17 protein-coding genes and 1 tRNA gene are annotated in these 21568 nt (G+C 31.1%); 7 read left to right on the forward strand and 11 right to left on the reverse strand.

What is annotated here, in order from left to right:
- Positions 1-117 precede the first annotated feature (117 nt).
- Positions 118-3513, forward strand: a complete 3396-nt coding sequence (gene mfd / locus AB2B44_RS04160) for a transcription-repair coupling factor (protein ID WP_369048286.1) — start codon at positions 118-120, stop codon at positions 3511-3513.
- Positions 3514-3589: 76 nt separating this feature from the next.
- Here mfd and AB2B44_RS04165 read toward each other — a convergent pair whose 3' ends face one another.
- Both AB2B44_RS04165 and dprA read right to left on the reverse strand, forming a co-directional pair.
- Positions 3590-4657 (reverse strand): hypothetical protein, encoded by a 1068-nt coding sequence (locus AB2B44_RS04165; RefSeq protein WP_369048526.1) that lies wholly within the window; start codon positions 4655-4657, stop codon positions 3590-3592.
- Positions 4658-4696: 39 nt separating this feature from the next.
- On the reverse strand, positions 4697-5797 hold the full coding sequence (dprA, locus tag AB2B44_RS04170) for a DNA-processing protein DprA (protein ID WP_369048287.1): 1101 nt from the start codon (positions 5795-5797) through the stop codon (positions 4697-4699).
- 121 nt (positions 5798-5918) lie between these two features.
- On the opposite strand from dprA, the gene AB2B44_RS04175 reads away from it, so the two are divergent.
- Positions 5919-5992: transfer RNA gene (locus AB2B44_RS04175), tRNA-Asn, on the forward strand.
- A gap of 60 nt (positions 5993-6052) precedes the next feature.
- On the opposite strand, the gene AB2B44_RS04180 is transcribed toward AB2B44_RS04175, so the two are convergent.
- From AB2B44_RS04180 to AB2B44_RS04200, 5 genes are read right to left on the reverse strand one after another with little or no spacing between them, the layout of a single operon-like run.
- Positions 6053-6751, reverse strand: a complete 699-nt coding sequence (locus tag AB2B44_RS04180; protein WP_369048288.1) for a hypothetical protein — start codon at positions 6749-6751, stop codon at positions 6053-6055.
- A 10-nt stretch (positions 6752-6761) separates the two neighbouring features.
- Complete coding sequence (locus AB2B44_RS04185) at positions 6762-7778, reverse strand: DUF6588 family protein (RefSeq protein ID WP_369048289.1); 1017 nt, start codon at positions 7776-7778, stop codon at positions 6762-6764.
- Positions 7779-7815: 37 nt separating this feature from the next.
- Positions 7816-10362, reverse strand: coding sequence for a carboxypeptidase-like regulatory domain-containing protein (locus tag AB2B44_RS04190; protein ID WP_369048290.1), 2547 nt, complete (start codon positions 10360-10362; stop codon positions 7816-7818).
- Positions 10349-11263, reverse strand: coding sequence for a FecR family protein (locus AB2B44_RS04195; protein WP_369048291.1), 915 nt, complete (start codon positions 11261-11263; stop codon positions 10349-10351). Before AB2B44_RS04195 ends, AB2B44_RS04190 begins: the two co-directional genes overlap by 14 nt.
- A gap of 59 nt (positions 11264-11322) precedes the next feature.
- Positions 11323-11832 (reverse strand): RNA polymerase sigma factor, encoded by a 510-nt coding sequence (locus AB2B44_RS04200; RefSeq protein ID WP_369048292.1) that lies wholly within the window; start codon positions 11830-11832, stop codon positions 11323-11325.
- Positions 11833-12034: 202 nt separating this feature from the next.
- Between AB2B44_RS04200 and AB2B44_RS04205 the strand changes: the two genes are divergently transcribed.
- From AB2B44_RS04205 to AB2B44_RS04215, 3 genes are all read left to right on the forward strand, one after another.
- Positions 12035-13087, forward strand: coding sequence for a hypothetical protein (locus tag AB2B44_RS04205; protein ID WP_369048293.1), 1053 nt, complete (start codon positions 12035-12037; stop codon positions 13085-13087).
- Positions 13088-13197: 110 nt separating this feature from the next.
- A complete protein-coding gene (locus AB2B44_RS04210; RefSeq protein ID WP_369048294.1) occupies positions 13198-13977 on the forward strand; it encodes a membrane metalloprotease in 780 nt (259 codons plus the stop codon).
- Between the two features lie 33 nt (positions 13978-14010).
- Positions 14011-14625, forward strand: coding sequence for a porin family protein (locus AB2B44_RS04215; RefSeq protein ID WP_369048295.1), 615 nt, complete (start codon positions 14011-14013; stop codon positions 14623-14625).
- Between the two features lie 89 nt (positions 14626-14714).
- Here AB2B44_RS04215 and AB2B44_RS04220 read toward each other — a convergent pair whose 3' ends face one another.
- Entirely contained in the window at positions 14715-15716 is a 1002-nt protein-coding gene (locus tag AB2B44_RS04220; protein WP_369048296.1) for an NAD(P)H-dependent glycerol-3-phosphate dehydrogenase, read from the reverse strand.
- Between the two features lie 103 nt (positions 15717-15819).
- A complete protein-coding gene (gene metG / locus AB2B44_RS04225) occupies positions 15820-17874 on the reverse strand; it encodes a methionine--tRNA ligase (protein WP_369048297.1) in 2055 nt (684 codons plus the stop codon).
- Positions 17875-18067: 193 nt separating this feature from the next.
- On the opposite strand from metG, the gene AB2B44_RS04230 reads away from it, so the two are divergent.
- Both AB2B44_RS04230 and AB2B44_RS04235 read left to right on the forward strand, forming a co-directional pair.
- A complete protein-coding gene (locus AB2B44_RS04230) occupies positions 18068-18988 on the forward strand; it encodes an LD-carboxypeptidase (protein ID WP_369048298.1) in 921 nt (306 codons plus the stop codon).
- A gap of 54 nt (positions 18989-19042) precedes the next feature.
- Entirely contained in the window at positions 19043-19402 is a 360-nt protein-coding gene (locus tag AB2B44_RS04235) for a YraN family protein (RefSeq protein ID WP_369048299.1), read from the forward strand.
- 7 nt (positions 19403-19409) lie between these two features.
- Here the strand turns inward: AB2B44_RS04235 and AB2B44_RS04240 are convergent, their stop codons facing one another.
- Positions 19410-19907 (reverse strand): TlpA family protein disulfide reductase, encoded by a 498-nt coding sequence (locus AB2B44_RS04240; protein WP_369048300.1) that lies wholly within the window; start codon positions 19905-19907, stop codon positions 19410-19412.
- Positions 19908-19934: 27 nt separating this feature from the next.
- Entirely contained in the window at positions 19935-21338 is a 1404-nt protein-coding gene (locus AB2B44_RS04245; protein ID WP_369048301.1) for a TlpA family protein disulfide reductase, read from the reverse strand.
- Between the last annotated feature and the right edge of the window lie 230 nt (positions 21339-21568).

A 21568-nucleotide genomic window follows, 5' to 3' on the forward strand; every position in this document is an offset into this window, starting at 1 on the left:
TTTTGTTGAAATGTAAATATAAAATTAGTTACGATATTTTGAAGCAAAATTTTAAAAAAAGTCACAAAATTTACACGATAATAATTATTGTTTTACTTTTGCTGAAAAGCCGTAAAGTTGAGTAAACAAACAATTGTAGACCACTACCAAAAATCAAATAAAACTAAACAAATTTTAGCGCAATTACAATTAGAGAAAAACCATTTTCAAATTGAAAATTTGGTTGGGTCTTCATTGTCTTTTGTTATTGCTGAAACTTTTAAAAAAGCAGATAAGCCATATTTATTAATTTTTAATGAAAAAGAACAAGCGGCCTATTACTTAAATGATTTAGAACAATTGTTGGGTCAAGATAATGTGCTTTTTTATCCTGGGTCGTATCGTAGACCTTATCAAATAGAAGAAATAGACAATGCAAATGTTTTATTGCGTTCAGAGGTTTTAAACCGAATAAATTCTAGAAAAAAACCAGCCATTATTGTAACCTATGCCGCGGCTTTATTTGAAAAAGTGGTTACTAAGAAAGAACTTGAAAAAAGCACTTTAAAACTAGCTGTAGGCGAGCATTTATCGCTTGATGTTGTTAACAAAACACTTTTCGATTATCAATTTAACCGAGTAGATTTTGTAAGTGAACCTGGCGAATTTTCAGTTAGAGGAGGTATTATTGATGTTTTTTCTTTTTCTAATGAAGAACCCTATCGAATAGATTTTTTTGGCGATGAAATTGATAGTATTCGAACTTTCGATGTAGAAACACAACTTTCAGTTTCTAAGCTAAAAAAGGCAACCATTATGCCGAATGTGGAAAATAAAATGCAGCAAGAGTCTTTTGTTTTTACACAAGATAAAAATCGAGAAAACTTTTTAAACTATATTTCTTCTAAAACGGTTATTTTTATGAGAAATGTAGATGTTTTAACAGACATTTTAGATAAGTTATTTAACAAGGCTGAAGAAGCGTTTAGCAAATTATCATCCGAAATAAAACACGCAACACCTTCTTCGTTGTTTTGTAATGGAGAGCTTATTAAAAATCAGTTACAAAATTTTACATTAGCTTATCTTGATAACAAAAAATCTAGCAGCAAACAAAACCAAGAAATACAAGAGGAAAAACCTGTACAGTCTGTTATTTCGTATAATATAAAACCCCAACCCTCTTTTAATAAACAATTTGATTTATTAATAGACGATTTAAAAACACATTATCAAAACGGGTATAAAAATTATATTTTTTGTTCAAACGACCAACAAGCACAACGCTTTCACGATATATTTAATGATATTGCTGCTACAGTTTGTTACGAAACAATTGTTTTTCCTTTATACCAAGGGTTTATAGATTTAGACCAACAAATAGTTTGTTATACAGATCATCAAATATTTGAGCGATATTATAAATTTCGATTAAAAAACGGATACGCTAAAAAACAAGCCATTACTTTAAAAGAGCTTAACACCCTAAAAATTGGCGATTACGTTACACATATAGACCATGGGATTGGAAAATTTGGAGGGCTTCAAAAAATAGCTGTTGAAGGAAAAAAACAAGAGGCTATTAAATTAATATATGGCGATAGAGATATTTTATATGTAAGTATATACTCGTTACATAAAATTTCTAAGTATAATGATAAAGATGGTAAACCACCTAAAATATACAAATTAGGCTCAGGAGCTTGGAAAAAAATTAAACAAAAAACAAAAGCACGTGTAAAACAAATAGCTTTTGACTTAATTCAATTATATGCAAAAAGAAAGCTGCAAAAAGGGTTTTCATTTGCGCCAGATACTTATATGCAATATGAGTTAGAGGCTAGTTTTTTATACGAAGATACTCCCGATCAATCTACGGCCACGCAAGAGGTAAAAGCAGACATGGAAAAAGAACAACCCATGGATCGTTTGGTATGTGGCGATGTGGGGTTTGGTAAAACCGAGGTAGCCATTCGTGCCGCATTTAAAGCTGTTGAAAATGGTAAACAGGTTGCTGTTTTAGTGCCGACTACAATTTTGGCTTTTCAACACTTTAAAACCTTTACAGAGCGGTTAAAACAGTTTCCGGTAACGGTTGATTATCTAAATAGATTTAGAACCGCAAAAGAGCGAAAATTGGTTTTAGAAGGGTTAGATAACGGAACAGTCGATATTGTAATAGGCACGCATCAATTAACCAATAAAAACATTGCATTTAAAGATTTAGGCTTGTTAATTATTGATGAAGAACAAAAATTTGGCGTAGCTGTAAAAGATAAATTAAAAACGATAAAAGAAAGTGTAGATACTTTAACCTTAACCGCTACACCGATTCCAAGAACGTTACAATTTAGTTTAATGGCGGCTCGAGATTTATCAGTTATAAAAACCCCTCCGCCAAATCGTCATCCAATTGAAACAAATGTAATTCGTTTTTCTGAAGAAATTATTAGAGATGCTATTTCATACGAAATTTCTCGTGGCGGGCAAGTGTTTTTTATACATAACAGAATTGAAAATATAAAAGAGGTTGCTGGCTTGTTACAACGATTGCTTCCATCGGCAAAAATAGCAATTGGTCATGGACAAATGGAAGGTAAAAAGCTAGAAAAATTAATGCTTGCCTTTATGAATAATGAATTTGATGTGTTGGTTTCTACCACGATTGTAGAAAGTGGATTAGATGTGCCTAATGCAAATACTATTTTTGTAAACCATGCTAATAATTTTGGCTTGTCTGATTTACATCAAATACGCGGGCGGGTAGGACGCTCTAATAAAAAAGCTTTTTGCTATTTTATTACCCCTCCTTACCATATGATGACAGAAGATGCTCGAAAACGCATACAGGCTTTAGAGTTGTTTTCAGATTTAGGTAGTGGATTAAACATTGCGATGAAAGATTTAGAAATTAGAGGAGCTGGAGATTTATTAGGAGGTGAACAAAGTGGATTTATTAATGATATGGGGTTTGAAACGTATCAAAAAATATTACAAGAAACCATTGAAGAATTAAAAGAAAACGAGTTTAAAGAGCTGTATAATACCAATCAAAAATCGACTACTAAAGTATATGTAAAAGATGTTCAAATTGATACTGATTTTGAAATTCTTTTTCCAGATCAGTATGTGTCTTCAATAACCGAAAGGTTGCGATTGTATAGTAAATTAGCCGATTTAAATACAGAAGAAGAACTTGTTACGTATAAAAATGAGCTTATTGATAGGTTTGGAGATTTGCCCATTCAAGTTACAGATCTTTTAAACAGTGTACGTATAAAATGGTTAGCAAAAAAGTTTGGTTTAGAAAAAGTGGTTTTAAAACGAAAACGAATGATTGGTTATTTTATCGCTGACCAACAAAGTGATTTTTATCAGACAAATGCGTTTTCTAATGTACTACAATTTGTACAACAGCACCCCAAAACATGTGTGTTAAAAGAAAAGCAAACTAAAAAAGGATTGCGATTATTAATAACATTTATAAAAATAGATTCGGTAGAAACGGCTTTACAAACCTTGCAAAGTATATAAATAGACCGTCTTTTTTCGATTTATTATTTAAAAAGCAGTCTATAACTAACTAAAGTACTTTTGTAAAAGTTACCCGTTAGGCAAGTTTTTTGGTGTTTACGGTTTCGTAATTTCGTTTTACAAAATCTAGTGCTGTAGCTACAATTTCACCCATATTTTGGCATCTTTTAAATTCAACATCACGAGTAAAATCGTAAATTTGATGTTTTAAAAGCGTTATGTTTTCTGGTATTGATAATGTGTCGTTTTTCATACAGTCGATAAGCTCTGTAATTCTGTCTAAAGAACTTAAAATACGTTTTGCTACAATAGATCGTTCTTCTAATTTATACTGCTCTATAGAGCTTTTTTGTAGTTTTTTACCTACCAAAGATACCATTGGGTTATTTTCTTTAAAAAACTGAGGATAATACACTTTAAATTTTCCTTCGTAAGATTGTTGATCAAAATCAATAGCTCTAATTTTATACACAACATGGTCAAAATCGTGTACAGGAACAATTACATAATTATACGAGCGCATATCGCCTAATAAACGAATCATACATCGCTCGTTAAATTTTACAAATTCTTTAGCTATTTGCGATTTTTCTGATTCGTTGCAATCGTGTAATTTTTCTTTGATAAAAACATCTCCGGGTATGCCTGCAATATGCTCTTCAATTAAGGTGTCTTTATATACTAAAAAGTTAAGGTTATAAGGCGATAAAATGTGTTCTAGTTCTAGACCATATATACGAGAAGCATCGGTTTTTTTAATGTAAAAGTAGGTGTAGTTGTCATTTAAAACATTACGAACTTTTATTCGAAATGGTTTTGAATTGCCAAAGGTACAGTAGTCAATAGCATCGATACTTAAAAAAGGAATGGATTCTTCATTTCCGTCAGAATGTAAAATGGTATAAACTTTTTTTAAGCATAGGTCAATATCAGCACGGTCGTATTCAGAATAATAGGTTCGTATCCAAAGTGTGTCTTTATCGTTTTTATCATACACTACAACAGACCCTTGAAAGCGAAGTAAGTCTTCGTAAAAAATAGGAATTTTTATATTTCGGCTATATTCGATTAAATAATCATTTAACTGCGCACTAACAGGAAACGCAGGTTTTTTTTTCGACATTAATTTTTCTTCAGAAGACATGGTGAGTTGTAATGTTTTAATCAAAAATAAGAATTATAATTATACAATTTCAAATTGTTTTCCTGGAAGCGGTTTTACCACCCCTTTTAATTCCATTTCTAATAAAACAGCAGATAGTTGATAACTGGGTATGTTACAATGCAATGCTATAACATCGTGTAATTGTTTGCCCTGCTGTTGTAAAAAAGAATATATTTTTTGTTCGGTAGAATTTAGGTTTATTGTTAATTTTTGTTGTTTAGCTATTGTTTTTTTTGTGATATCCCAATTTAACATATTTACCAAATCGTTAGCAGAGGTTAATAAATGGGCTTGATTGTTTTTTATTAAGTTATTGCAACCTTTGCTATAAAGATCTGTACTTCTTCCTGCAAGAGCAAATACTTCTCGGTTATATGAGTTTGCGATATCGGCAGTAACTAAGGCCCCTCCTTTTTCTCCACTTTCAATAATTATAGTAGCTTGTGAAATGCCTGCTACAATTCTATTTCGTTTTAAAAAATTTTCTCTCAAAGGGGCTTCATTATACCAAAACTCGGTAATAAATCCGCCGTTTTTATTAATTTGATGTACGTATTTTTTATGTACTTTAGGGTAAATATGTTCAAAACCATGTGCTAAAACGGCAACAGTTTGTAAGTTGTTTTCTAGAGCTGCTTTATGGGCACAAATATCAATGCCATAGGCAAAACCACTTACAATAATAGGATTATGGGGTTTTAAATTATGCACAAATTCATTGCAAAAATCTCGTCCGTATGGGGTGCTATTTCTTGTGCCTACAATTGAGATAATTTTTGAGTTTGTAAAATCAATAGCACCATCTTTAAAAAATAAAATAGGCGCATCGATACAATGTTTTAAATTAGCAGGATAATCTTCAGAAAAAAAATAAGAATATTTAATGTTTTGTTGCGTAATATAGTTGAGTTCTTGTTCGGCTAAATCAATGTTTTTAGTATTTAAAAGATGTTTTATCGTGTGGGTGCCTATACCATTAATTTTTTCTAAAACGGTAGGTTTTTCTTTAAATATTTGTGCTGCGCTACCAATTGCGGTAATTAATTTTTTAGCAATAACATCTCCAATGGTCTTAGATTTTTGTAACCGTAGTACAGCAAGCAGTTCTTCCTTTTGCACGATAAAGAAATTAAATTTAAAAATAGAACATCAAGATATATCTTTATTTTTTAAAAAAAATATTTGCAAAGTTAAAAATCCGTTATATATTTGCACTCGCTAATTAATTTTTTAGTTAGATTCCTCCTTAGCTCAGTTGGTTAGAGCATCTGACTGTTAATCAGAGGGTCCTTGGTTCGAGCCCAAGAGGGGGAGCAAATTTGAAAAAAGACTTCATAGAAATATGAAGTCTTTTTTTATGGTTAAAATAGTATTTTATTGACCCTTATTTTTTTGTGTCAAATACCCTTGAAAAAGTTTATCGAGTTGTTTTTTTATCACATTGGGGTCGTCTGGTGATTTTTCGACGGGCAATGTGTTTTTATAAAATGTGATTTCATTTTTTTCTGAATCAACAATTATTGAGTATAGCGAAAGATTTGATTTTATAGGAATTGGTGCAAACAATCCTAAAGTTAACACTCCAACAGCTACTGCTTTAGCACTTTGCCCTGTATAATTGCCTTTTCTTCTACCAAACCCAGTAGCAACAATTCCTAGAGCAAACCTTTGATTTTTTGATTCAAGCACTGAATCAATTACGGGAGTTAATTTTATTCCTTTCAACTTTCTTTTTTGAATAGCTGTTTGAATTAATGAAGATAATTCATTTTCAATTTTTTTATTTACTAATGCGTCGTTAATATTAAGTTTCTTTTTTATTTTGTATAAGTTTTTATTGAATGTAATTATAGAATCTAATTTGTTTTTTGTTTCTATTGATAAGCTATCATTTAATTGAGCTTTGTTTCCTTTTTTTATCAATTGAATATACGAGTAAGGTTCAAAATAGTCTAAATTTGAGACGTCACTAATTGATGTTTCTGAACTTAAATACTTATTGCCTGTGGCACAATTTTGAAATAACAATACAACAAATAGTATCAAGATTGTTTTTAGTATAAATCTTTTCATAAATTATTTTTTATTTAAACCCAAAAGCAAGTCCTAGAGAGAAAGCGTCAAAATCAGACATGTGATATTCAGCATTTAATCTAAAAAAACCTAATTTTAATTTAGCGCCTAAAGTTCCTCTTATAGCAGATACTTCACTTGAAACGGAAAAAGGGTCTTTAATAGTTTCAGAAGTTAAGACTCCGTTAGAAACGCGATAAGTACCTAATAAATCAGATCCTGATTTTCCGCTAATGTAACCAATACCACCATAGAAATTTATAACGGGTAATTTTGTTGAAGCAATTAATTGAACCAACCATGTATTTGTATTGTTTTTTAAATGTTGATTTTCGCCACTAATTCCTGAAGATTTTGTTAAATCGTAACTAGCATCTAAATGCGTATAGGCTACTAAACCAGCAATAGAAATGGGTAATAGTTTATCGACTGGCAACCATTTGGTAATTTCAACCTGTAATCCCGCACCATACATACCTATAGAAACCTCATCGGTTTTAATTTTAGGAACAAAGCGGGCTTTTAATTCAATGCCTTTGCTAACACCTACCCCTCCTTGAATAAATGCAGTAGGTAATAAATTACCGCTACTTGAACCAATTCCAGAAGGTAATGTAATTTGTTCGGTTTGTTTACCAAAAATAGGGTCGTCGTAGGTAATTTCTACGAGTATGTCTGGGTCATTTTTTCCTAAGGCAGTGGCAACCATTTGTGAATCGGAACCTTCTACAAACTTTACATTATTGTAATCGTTAGTATTTAGCAAAAATTGTTTCTTTTTGTTGTTTATTATCGAGGCATTGGCAACAATAGAAACTTCAAAACCGCCTAAGGGTTTTACTTCGGCAGTGTTAAACCAGTTGGCATTTATGCTATGCATTAATCCATTTGTTCCTGGTTTTAAATAATCGTTGGTGAAACGTTGGGCATCTTTTACACCAGCGGCTAAAAGTGCATCTACATCATTTTGAGCTTGTAATGAAATTGCTGAAATACAGCATATTATAAATAAAATTAATTTTTTCACGGAAATAAATTTAAGTTAATATTTTAATTAATTGATTTTAAAACTTTATTCTTACACTTAGGTTTGGGGTTAAGCCAAGTGATTTATTGTCTATTTGAACAGTAGTATTAGTATCTTCTGAGTTTACTTTATAATATCGATTAATTGTGTTTCTTTTATTTAAAACATTTAACACTCCCGCTCTAACCATTCCTTTAACAGATTTTGTAACGTTAAAATTATAATTTAAAGAGGTGTCTAAACGAATAAAGTTAGCTAAACGTTCATTGTTTGGGGTGTCGTAATTTACTTTGATGGTGGTGCCGTCTTTTACAGTTTCGTTGCCTTTAACAGGTCGAGTATACGGTTGCCCAGATCGCCAAATACCGCCAAAAGAAACTTTTACATTATCGGCAATATTATAATTAAAGGCTAAAGAGACCGAATGTCGTATATCTACATTGTTTGGAAATATAGAAGGAGTAAAGCTTTTAAAGGTATAATTGTTAGTGCTGTAGGTATAACTTAACCAACCACTATAATTGGTTGCTGTTTTATTTAGTAATAATTCCGTTCCTTTAGCCGTATAATCTCCAATGGCTGCGGTATATTGAAAGTTGTTGTAAAACCCTTGATTAGAGGTTGTTATACCATTAACTAATTTGTAAAAAGGAGTTACGGTTATTAGCCAATTATTTTGATTGTATGCTACACCGAAAGAAATTTGTTTGCTTTTAGAAATGGGAATGTCTTTGTTATTTGCCAAAACCCAACGTCTGTTTTCAACACCTAAAAAGTTGTTTTCAAAATCAATCTTTTGATTAGCCGATTGGTTTTTAAATTCGCCTTGTATATTTACTGAAAATTGATTAGATATTTTTTGTCTAAACGATAAACGAGGTTCAATAATAAAAGTATTAAACTTTTGAAAATAATTACCACGAACACCTAACCGTATATAAGTATTGAATTTATGGTACTCGATTTCGCTAAAAATGGCGTGATTTAACAGTACATCTTTTTTTCTTTTTTCATACGATGGCGAGTTAACAATAGTTTTATTTAAGATACCTGTTTCATTAAATTCGTACCCATTTAAAAGATTTATAGTTGGGTTAACTTTATATTTTGCGGTTAATTTAATACCCGTTTCTAATACTTCATTACCTTGTTTAAGTTCTTGATCGGTTTCAATTTTATAATTAGTAGCATCTACTGTATAATGCGAATAAAAAGTGTTTACCGAGGTTGTTAATTTTTTATTCCAAACAGCATTCCAATTGGCACCTAAACCAAGGTTTTTTTGTTGTAAATTGTTTGTTTTAGATTCTGTAATACCTTCTTTATTTTGTTTTGTTTGGGTGTATTCTAGATGATTATTTATACCAATTACAGTAGCTCTGAATTTATGATTTTTATTTAGGTTATAAAGTAATTTGGCAGTGTAATCGTAAAACAAAAATTTTGATGATTTAATACTTTCGGTAATATCTTTATTGTCAGAGGTAAGTTCGCTATCTTGAAAACTGCGCTCGAAGTAACGGTTATATGTTGGGGTATCAAACAAATCGGTAAAAGAACGTCTTCCAGAAATATGTAATGCAAGCTTTTTATTTAAAGGAATTTCTAAAAAACCATTGGCAGAAATTAAATTGGCAACAGCGCCTCCTGAAATTTTTTTGTTTATTTTATTTTTGGTGCTCATGTTAATCGTACTTGAAACGCCATCACTAAACTCACTAGATGTACCATTTTTAGTTACAATAACTTTGTCTGTTAAATAAGGGTTGTATGCAGAAATTAAACCAAAAAAATGACCAGAATGGTACATTTTAATTCCATCCCAAAGCATTAAATTTTGATCATTTGTTCCGCCTCTTACATTAATGTTGGCAACACTTTCGTTAACACTTTCAATACCGGGTAATGCTTGTATAGATTGTAATATATCAGGCTGGGTAAGCCCCGGTAAAATACCAAACTCTTCAGTATTTAATGTTGTACTTCCATCAATTCGTTTTTGTAAGCCAGTAGTTAAATATTTTGTTATTAAAATTGTATTAAGTTCTTCGGTTTGTTCGGTCATTTCTACCGTTTTACATAAGCCTTCACGAGCTTTAAAATAACGAGCTTTAAATTGTTCAGGCTTGTATCCTAAAAACGAAATGGTTACCCGTTTGTTTGCGGGCACATTTGATAGTTTAAATTTACCTTGATTATCGGTAACCGTGCCTTGTATTGAATTGGCTATTACAATTGAAGCATTTACTAAAGGCTCTTTATTTTTATAATCAATTAAAACACCACAAATAGTAATTGTTTTGTTTAGGGTAGAAATGGTAATGTAGCGACTATTAAGAAATGTAAATTGTAAGGCGGTTGTGTTGTTTAAAGTTGCTATAATTTGTTTAAGAGATGCAGATTGGTCTATAGAGTTTACCCATACATTTTTTACATCTTCTACGGCATAAGAAAATTTAACTTCAAATTTTGCTTCAAGCTCTGTTATAACTTGGGTTAAGGGCGTTTTATCTTTAGATTGAAAACCAAAAGAATAACAATAACACAATAGGCTAATCAATAAAAAATAATTAGTTCGAGCCATAGTTGTAAAACGTTACGCTTTTTCCTTTTATTTTATAACTTAACTTTAAAGGAATGGTTACCGATTCTAACGCCATATTTTTATTTGCATGGGTAAATGCTCCTGAAAACAACTGTTCGGTATCTACTTTAGAGGCATCAATTTTAATATCGTATTGAATTTCAAGTTCGTTTATAACTTGCCATAAGGGCACGTTGTTGAAACTCGATTCGTTAAACAACCACGACGGATTTTTTGCTTTAAAGCTGGTAACAACTCCGTCTTTATTATTTATCATTCTAAATAATTTACCAGGAGTTAACACCTCTTTTTGGTCTTTATAGGTAACTTGAACACGACCTTTATAACACTGTACTTCAAAATAATTATTTCGTTGTTTTACATTAAATTGTGTTCCTAAAACTTGAATATTTCCTGCAGGGGTATGTACCGTAAATTTTTTCCCTTTAGTAACCTTAAAAAAGGCCTCTCCAGCAAGGTTTAAATTTCGACTTTTATTCCACTTCTTTTTGTTATAGGTTAACTCTGACTCGGCATTTAAAATAACTTCAGAATTATCAGGCAGGGTAAGCGTTTGGTTTTGTGCTATATGCGTGGTATATGATTGGGTATTGTTAAAAAATAACCAATATGCTGAGGTTAATAAAATAGCCACTACTGCAGCAACTTTTAAAATAGCTTTGTAGCGTAACGAAATAACTTTTGTAGGTTGCTTTTTTAAAGACTGTTTTTTAAAGTTTTCTAGTGCTTGTTCGGCATTAATTTTAGGAACATTTATTTGTTTAGAATAAAAATGTAGTTTTTCTAAAGTAGAAAAATCTTCTGTCGGATATCGTTTTTTTATCTCTGACAAAGATAGCTCTCCTTCAAACCATTTTAATATGTCGTGTTCTTTATTCATTACAAAATTCCTCTGTTATTTATTAGACACTTTATAAGGTGTTTACCCTACAAAAAAAATTAAATTTTTATTTCTGTTATTTTTTCGCGTAAAATTTTTAATGCTGCTGACATTCGTTTTTCTACTGTTTTTTGCGAAACATTAAGTATTTCGGCAATTTCTCTATATTTTTTGTCTTCTATTCTATTTAATAAAAAAACCTCGCGTTGTTCGGGAGTTAAATCTTTAATAACAAATAATAATTTTTGTTTAAATTCTTCTTCTTCTAATAAATATTCTGGGTCTAAATTTGTTTTATCAATATAAGGAGATTCTTTAGCGTAACTTAAAATAACCTTTTCATGACGAATGGTATTTAAAAACAAATTTGTGATGGTAGTAAATAAATATGTTTTTGCTTTTTTATAATCTATTTTAGCACAGTTTTCCCATATTTTTTTAAAAGCCTCTTGTACATAATCTAATGATGCTTCTTGATTACCACATTTATAAAAAGCAAAATTACTGGCAGACTGTATGTGCTCTAAATAAAAAGAATTAAAATAAGATTCTTCACAAAGTTTATTCATAAATTTTTGAATATATAACTATGCAACAAAAATAGAATAAAAAATATTATTTTTAAACCACTGTAAATGAGTAAGGTAATTAAAATTTTAAAAAAAGTTGTTTTTTTTTGTAGGGTAAACTTAATCGTGAGAGTCTTATATGCAGAAAGGCGAAAAAAACCGCTTATAAAAAATAACAGATTATAATTTAAAAATGAAAATTATGAAAACTTTAAAACTTATAACTACAATTTTAGTTGTTTCGTTATTAACCCTAACTTCTTGTCAAAAAGAAGAGAATATTGAAAATGGACAAAATCCAAATTCAAAAAATTCAGAAACTGCTGAAAATTTAAAACGCACATCAATGTATGATGGTAGTTTTGATGACTTTTTAGACGGAATTTCTTGTTCATCTATTTTATTACCCGTAACAGCAACAGTTAATGGAACAGATATTAACATAATTACTAAAGCTGATTACCAAGCTGTTTTAGATGTTTTAGCAAAATATACAGATGATGATGACACGATTCAACTTCACTTTCCGCTTACCGTTAAATTAAGTGATTATACAGAAGTTAAGGTTGCTAATCAAGCTGAATATGACACTTTGGTTGAGGCTTGTGAAAAAGGTGAATCAGAAGCAGATGACGCTGTAAGCTGTTTTAATATCGATTTTCCAATCACTATTTTAACCTTTGACTTAAGTCAACAACAAACGGGTAGTGTTTCGATTAAATCAAAAGAAGATTTATATGCTTACATTACTAATTTTGGTAACGATCAATTATTTGCTGTTAAATACCCAATAAGTGCTACAGCAAACGGAGAAAGTGCTTCTAAAATAGAAATTACGAGTGATGCAGATTTACAAGAACAAATAGCGCAGTGTACAGAAGATGAAGACACAAAAGATCAAGCAGAAGAAAATGCGAACGAAGTAACAAACATTTTGGTAGAGGGAACTTTTAAAGTAAAATCATTTGTTAAAGCAGGGGTAGAAACGGCGAACGATTTTGCTAACTATACGGTAGATTTTGCTAATGATTTAACAATTACAGCAAAAAACACAGTAGATACTACAATTGATGATGTTAAGGGTGTGTTTGCAGTAACCTCAGAATATGAAGTGTTTGTTAACTTAACTTTTTCTGGAAATGCTAAATTTGAATTATTAAATAACAATTGGCAAATAACCAGTTATTCTAAAAATACAATATATTTACAAAGTAAAACAGATGCAGCAACAAAGCTAGTTTTAACTCAGATATAATATAATTTGGAACACTCTTTGATGCAAACAAACAGCTGTTGTAAAAAGGCAGCTGTTTGTAAATAGAATTAAAGTGGTTTAAAACAAGTATAACTTAAGTTTAAATTCTCGTGAAACATATTAAAATCATAATAGCTTTTTTGTTAGTTGTGTTATTTGGGTCATGTACTCAAGATCAACAAATTATAATAAACCAAAACCCAACCAACTTTGCTAATAGACAAACAACAGGGGCTGCAGCAAATGATTTGTTATCAGATAACACCTATACTAGTATGGTTGTTGAATTGGTTTATGTTGATGGCTTTGAACCATCTAAAGAAGCTGTTGATAATTTCATTTCATTTATTAAAGAAAGAACCTATAAACCAGAAGGAATTATTCTTAAAAAGAGGGCTATTTCGTCTCCAGGAAAAACAGTGTATACTATTAATGAGATAGCCGAAATAGAAAAAAAACAAAGAAGATATTATAACACAGATAATCAAATTGCTCTTTGGGTTTATTTTTCTGATGGTAAATCTGATAAAGATTCAGAAAGCGATAATACTGCGGTATTAGGTACCGCGTATTGGAGTACGTCTTTTGTAGTTTTTGAAAAAACGGTACAAGGTTTTAGTGATAGTTCTTTTGAGCCTAAAAGGGCGGTATTAGAAACTACAGTTATTAACCATGAATTTGGGCATCTTTTAGGCCTTACTAACCTAGGAACAACCATGCACCAAAATCATGAAGATACAGATCATCCAAAGCATTGTAATAATAAAGATTGTTTAATGTATTGGGCTTCAGAATCGGGGGCTAATATTTCAAATTTAGTAGGAATGGGTAGTGCCCCTAATTTAGATGCAAATTGTATTGCCGATTTAAAGGCTAATGGTGGAAAATAAATAGTAAATAATAATTAAAATAAATAAAAAAAAATGAAAACAATATTTCTTTCAGTATTACTATCTCTAAGTATTATTTCTAGTTTTTATGCTCAAGAAAAAAATACGTCTAAATCAGATAATCTTAAAACAGAAAAATCGAATGTAGGGGTAAAAGTAGGGTATAATTTATCAGCCGTAAGTTTTGATGGAGATGCCGAAACAGACCAAAGAAACGGATTTCATGCAGGGTTTTATGGCGAGTCTTTTTTTACAGAAAGTGTTGCGTTACAAATAGAATTATTATACTCACAACAAGGCTATCAATTGCATGATGACGGAGGTACATATACCCAAAAATTAGATTATATTAATATGCCTTTGGTTTTTAAAATGTACCCTAGTGAAAATTTCTTTTTAGAAGTTGGCCCTCAAGTTGGGTTGGTGGTTTCTCATAAAGAAGAATATGATAGCAATTTTAACCTTTTTGACACATCAAGAGAATTTAACCCTCAAAAATTTGATTGGGGACTTGACCTTGGTGCAGGATTTAAAACAAATTCGGGAGTTAGTATTGGGGCTCGTTATCATTTAGGTTTTGGCGATATTTATGATGAAAACAGCCCTAAAAATAGAGTTTGGCAATTCTATTTAGGTTTTGATTTATAGAAGAAGAAAATAAAGGAAAATAAAAAAGTAAAGAGAAGAAGTATTTAAGAAGCTGTTTGAAAAAAATGTTTTTCAAGCAGCTTCTCTTTTTATCCAGGTTCTTTTTCAGAACCAATTTCAATTCTAAGCAATCCTTTAAAAGCATCTTGTAAGGTATTTCCTTCGTATAAAACCTTATAAACCTCTTCAGTTATAGGCATTTCTACACCATAATCTTTGGCTAATTCTACTACAACTTTGGTTGTTTTTACGCCTTCGGCAACTTCATCCATTTCTTCAACAATGTCGTCTAATTTTCTTCCTTTTCCAAGTTGAAAACCTACATAGTGGTTTCTACTTTTTGTACTAGAGCAAGTGGCAACCAAATCGCCCATACCAGCTAACCCAGCAAAAGTTCTACGTTTACCGCCCATAGCAACGCCTAATCGAGTTAATTCTGCCAAACCACGAGTAATTAATGCAGCACGGGTATTGTCTCCTGCATTTGCGCCGTCGCCCATACCTGTTGCTATTGCCATAACATTTTTTAATGCGCCACCTAGCTCACAGCCAATAACATCGGTATTGGTATAAACCCTAAACAAGCCCGAACTAAAAATAGTTTGTAGCTTTTCGGCAATTGTATCATCAACCATAGCAATTACAGCAGCAGCAGCTTTACCGGAATGAATTTCTTTAGCTAAATTTGGACCGGTTAAAACACCTGCAGGATGTCCAGGTAATTCTTGCTCAATTACTTCGGTCATTCGCATTTTAGTTCCCATTTCTAATCCTTTGGCTAAACTTACAATAGGTATCCAAGGGCGAATATGGGGTTTTACTTCTTTTAATACCTCTCTAAAGTTTTGGGCGGGAATACCCATAACAACAACATCTGAATTTTCTACCGTTTCTTTAATTGAATTCGATGCTTTTAAAGAACGGGTTAATTTGGTGTTGGGTAAGTATTGTTGGTTCGTATGGTGTTCGTTAATTTCAATGGCGGTTTTTAGACTACGCGCCCATAAAATGGTATCGGTATTTTTTGCAATTATAGAGGCAACAGTAGTTCCCCACGAACCACCGCCTATTACACCTACTTTAAGTTTCATATGAATACACTATTTTTTTAAAATTTATGGTTTTAAAAAAGAATTTTAATCAGATTCACCGCAAGGTAAGTAATTTTTAAAACTTTAAATAATATGATTTGGGTTAACAAACTTGTTCGCCGTTTTTTGCCTGTTTTTGAGGCTCTACAAAAGCTAAACTTTCTTGGGTATTGTTAACCATTAAAATCATTCCTTTGCTTTCTACGCCTTTTATTTTTTTAGGAGCTAAATTGCATAATACTGTTACTTGTTGCCCAATTATTTCTTCAGGAGTGTAACTTTCGGCAATTCCTGAAACAATGGTTCTAACATCAATTCCCACATCGACTTTTAGTTGTAAAAGTTTTTTGGTTTTAGCTATTTTTTGAGCTTCTAAAATGGTGCCTATGCGAATATCAAGTTTTGTAAAATCTTCAAAATCAATAGTCTTTTTTTGAGGCTCTAATACATTTAACGCTTCTTTATTTGCCAATTTAGTAGCTTCTAATTTAGCTAATTGCTCGTCAATAGCTTTGTCTTCTATTTTACTAAATAACAACTCTGCTTTATTAATTTGATGGCTTACAGGCAGCAAAACTTTTTTTGTTGATACATCAAGCCAAGATAACGGATTATCTAAATTTAAATTTGATTTTAATTTGGTAGCTGTAAAAGGTAAAAAGGGTTCGCATAAAACAGATAATGCCGTGGCAATTTGCAATGAAACATACATAATCGTTTTTACGCGCTCTTCATCAACTTTAATAACTTTCCAAGGCTCTTCATCGGCAAGATATTTATTGCCTAAACGTGCTAAATTCATAAGCTCTTGTAAGGCTTCTCTAAAACGATAGCGGTTAATAGATTTTGCAATTATATCTGGAAATTCTTTTAGTTGATTTAAAACATCTTGATCTGTTTGAGAAAAATCATGAGGTTTGGGCACACAACCACCATAATATTTGTTTGTTAAAACAACAACCCTATTTATAAAATTACCAAAAATGGCAACGAGTTCATTATTATTTCTTGCCTGAAAATCTTTCCAAGTAAAGTCGTTATCTTTTGTTTCGGGTGCGTTAGCAGTAAGGGTATAACGCAATACATCTTGCTGGTTTGGAAATTCTTCTAAATATTCGTGTAACCAAACAGCCCAATTTTTAGAGGTTGATAATTTTTTTCCTTCTAAATTTAAAAATTCGTTTGCAGGTACGTTATCGGGCAAAATAAAATCGCCATACGCTTTTAGCATACTAGGAAAAATAATACAGTGAAAGACAATATTATCTTTTCCTATAAAATGCACTAATTTTGTGTTTTCATCTTTCCAATACGGTTCCCAATCTTTTCCTTCTCTAGCAGCCCATTCTTTGGTCGATGAAATATAACCTATAGGCGCATCAAACCATACGTAAAGTACTTTGCCTTTAGCATCTTTCAGTGGCACAGGAATTCCCCAATCTAAATCACGAGTTACAGCTCTAGGTCGTAAGCCATCATCAATCCAAGATTTTACTTGTCCATATACATTTGGCTTCCAATCATTTTTATGTCCTTTTAAAATCCATTCTTTTAAAAAACCTTCGTAATTTTCTAGTGGTAAAAACCAATGTTTTGTTTTTTTTAAGGTAGGGCTATTTCCTGTAATTGCCGATTTAGGATTAATTAAATCAGTAGCGTTATGGCTTGTGCCACAATTTTCACACTGATCACCATAACTTTCTTCGTAACCACATTTTGGGCAAGTACCTATTACAAAACGGTCGGCTAAGAATTGATGCGCTTTTTCATCATATAACTGTTCACTAACCTGTTCTATAAATTTGTTATTGTTATATAGTTTTAGAAAAAAATCAGAAGCTGTTTTGTAATGAATTTTTGCAGAAGTACGCGAATAATTATCAAACGAAATACCAAAATCTTGAAATGATTTTTTAATAATATTGTGGTATTTATTAATAATATCTTCGGGTGATACCCCTTCTTTTTTTGCTCGCATAGAAATGGCAACACCATGCTCGTCGCTTCCACAAATATAAGCAACATCGTTACCCGTTAAACGCAAAAAACGAGCGTAAATATCAGCAGGAACATAAACCCCAGCTAAATGCCCTATATGAATGGGTCCATTGGTATAGGGTAATGCAGCCGTAATTGTATATTTTTTAGTGGTACTCATTGCGTTTATACTTTTTGAAAGGCAAAAGTACAAAAAAGCAATTTTTTAAACTCAGTAAAAATAAATACATTTACCTAAAATATATTTTAAGATGTACTTATTTAAAAATCAAGTTTTTAATTTAAAAACTTTCAAGTATACCATACTCTTTTTTTTATTAGCAACATTATGTTTGCAAGCTCAAACAAAACCGATGAAATTAATTACGCCACCGTATTTACAAAAAGGAGATACTATTGCTATTGTTGCTCCTGCAGGGATTTTAAAAAACAAAAAACCAGTGATAGACAAGGCTAAAGAATTGGCAGAAAGTTGGGGTTTACATGTGGTGTATGGTAAAAATTTGTTTAGTCAAAATTACCATTTTGCTGGTACTGACGAGCAGCGAGCTCATGATTTTCAAGAGGCATTAGACAACCCAAACATAAAAGCGATATGGGCAGGTAGAGGAGGTTATGGCTCGGTTAGAATTTTAGATAAATTAGATTATTCAAAATTTTTAAAACACCCTAAGTGGATAATTGGTTATTCTGATATTACCGCATTTCACTGCCACATGAATACGTTACATGTAGAAACACTACATGCAATGATGGGAACGAGTATGGCGGCAGAACCTGAAAAAATTGTAGAAACAATTGCTTCTTTTAAAAAAGCATTATTTGGCGAAAATTTGTGCTATACAATACCGTCGTCGAAGTATAATAGAATGGGAAAAGCCAAAGGAGAGTTAGTTGGAGGTAACATAGCTCTTTTAGCTTCTATGTTAGGGTCTAGAAGTCAAATTTCTACGGATAGTAAAATTTTGTTTATTGAAGATGTAGGCGAATATAAATATAGTATCGATCGAATGTTATATAGCTTAAAACGCGCTGGATATTTTGATAACGTAAAAGGGATTATTGTGGGTGATATTTCTAGAATTAAGAAAAATTCTACGCCTTGGGGAAGCACTATTGAAGAGCTTATTTTAGCAATTGTTCCAAAAAATATTCCCGTTGTATTTCATTTCCCAGCAGGTCATGAAGATGATAATAGAGCGTTAATATTAGGGCGAAAAATTAAATTAAAAGTAGATAATAAAGAAGCCACAATTACCTTTAAACAAGAGTAATTTTGTAGTTCAAACTATTTTTAATAGTTACCTAGTAGTTAATGGTTAAAAAATATGGCACAGCATAACGATTTAGGTAAAAAAGGAGAACAATTGGCAATAGCATACCTACAAAAAAAGGGATATGTAATTGTTGAAAAAAACTATCGTTATTTAAAAGCCGAGGTTGATATTATTGCTAAAAAAGATGATATTTTGGCTGTAATTGAAGTAAAAACCCGTTCTACTAATTATTTTGGAAATCCGCAAGATTTTGTAAACAACAAGAAAATAAAATTATTGCTTACCGCAGTAGATAAGTATGTTGTTGAAAAAAAGTTAGACGTATCTGTTCGGTTTGATATTATTGCTATTATAAAGCAAATAGATAATTATAAAATTGAACATATCGAAGATGCTTTTTTGCATTTTTAATCTAAATTTACTCTTTTAAAGAGGTTAAAATAGCTTCTTTTAAGGGGCTAAAGTGCGATTTTTTAGATTGGTTATCTACGTACACAAACCTGCCATTTTTATCGATTACATAATATGAGGGGTATATTTGTTTTGCATTAAAAATTAGACTTGCCTCTATAGCAGAATAGGCAATTTTAAAATCGAATTTATGATTATATAAAAACTTTTTTATGACATCTTTTCTGTCTAAAGCGGGTGCTATAAACAAAATGTCATTTCTGTTTTTTAGTTCATTTACTAGTTTATTTAAAGTTGAAATATCAGAAACACAGGGCAAACACGAGGTAAACCAAAATTTAAGAACAACAACTTTATTTTTAATATCGTTTTGGGTTAGGGTTGTACCATCAACAAACCATAATTTAAAATTAGGCACTGAATCGCCAACTGTAATGGTTTTTTGTTGACTGTTCATAGCAAAAGAAAATGCTAAGAAACAAACCAAAATAAACAGTCGTTTCACACGAATAAATTTAAGTTAACCGCTTTTTTATTTTTTTTGCTTATCAACCGATTTATTTTCTTCAAAATACTTTTTAATATCTTTTAGCTCGTACGGTTTTGCAACAATTTTTTTATTAGCATCTAATATAAAGTACGATGGTGTTGCATATACGCGGTAGGTATCTGTTACCAATTTATTGTCCCATTTATTTTTTGCATTTATGCCAACTGCATGATGCCACCCGTGAAGGTTTTTGATAAATTCGTTCCACCCAAACTCATCTTTTTCAAGAGCATAAGCAACCACTTTTGTTTTGGGTTGCGTTTTCATAAACTTATAAAGCTCCGGAATTTCTTTTATACAGTGAGAGCAGCTCGTGCTCCAAAAAACTAATAGGTAATTTTCACCATCTTTTAAACTTGAAAGGCTTTTGGTTTTTCCGTTCTCTTTCCATGTAAAATCAGGTGCTACCCTGCCAATAGCCGCTTGTAGTTTACTTAGCGTTTTATTTCTAAAATCTGATTTTTGTAAATTAACGGGTAAACGAAGGTAGTATTTATTAAAAAGCATATCAACAATTTCTGCATTTTGCATTTTCGTAAATTGTGTAATTAAGTACTCTAGGGTTTCTTTTTTAAAAGTGTCGTCTGAAATTTTATTCATAACAGTATCAACCGAAGTTTTATATAACTTTTGTTGATATTGATAATCAGAAGAGTAGTTAAGTAAAAACACATAGTCGGTTATTCTATCAATTAAAAAAGAAGAATTATATAGTACACTATTGTTAAAATCAATATTGTCAAAAAATTTACTAACAACCGAGTTAAAATATTTTTGTGGGTTTGCTGTAATTTCAGGTGCATTATAGCGTTTAGAAGCTTTTACAAAATTGCTAACAAGCATTCCTTTAGATTTATCGGTATAAATTTTTTGTGCATCGACTAAGCTTTTATAAGCTTTCGTATATTCTTTTTTAGCGGCTACAATAGAAGAATCTTTTATGTAAATTAACTGTAAAGAATCGAGCTTTTTTTGGGTTAATGCTAAAGCTTGTTCGTATTCGTTATACAGCTTGTTTTCTTTTGATTTGGTATAGGTAATTGATTTTACAGGAAAATCAGGATTAAAAGTAAATTCAACATCTTCTTTGTTAAATAAAAAGTCAACAAATCCACTACCTTTTAATCGATACATTGCTCGATATTGACCCGCTTTTGCATCGGCAGGAAGTGTAAATTCAAAACTGCCAACAATTTGTTTTTTACCGTCAACATCAATAGTGTCATGTTTTGTGTTTGTGTTACCAATAAAACGTTGTACAGCACCTTCAATTTTATATAAAATTACCCAATCGTTTTTTTCGGGAGGGTTCATGATTCCCTTAATTGTATATTGAGCTTGAATAATTGATGTTGTTAATACAAATAAAACAAATAGTTTTTTCATTATATGTAATTTTATTAAACTTAATTTTAAATACTTTTTCAAGTTTTTTCAATTAAAAAAAGTAAGACAGTATTGCTTTTTCAATAAGTGTACCAAAATTACTATTTCTTAATTAAATTAAAAGTATTACCGCTAATTTTATTACAAACATGTCTTTTTTAGACTATTGTTATGTATAGAAAACCTTGTTTAGGGGGTATTTAAACGAAAAAACAAACCGTTTATTTATT

Origin of the sequence: Tenacibaculum sp. UWU-22, assembly GCF_041021355.1 — a bacterium.
Classification (GTDB): domain Bacteria; phylum Bacteroidota; class Bacteroidia; order Flavobacteriales; family Flavobacteriaceae; genus Polaribacter.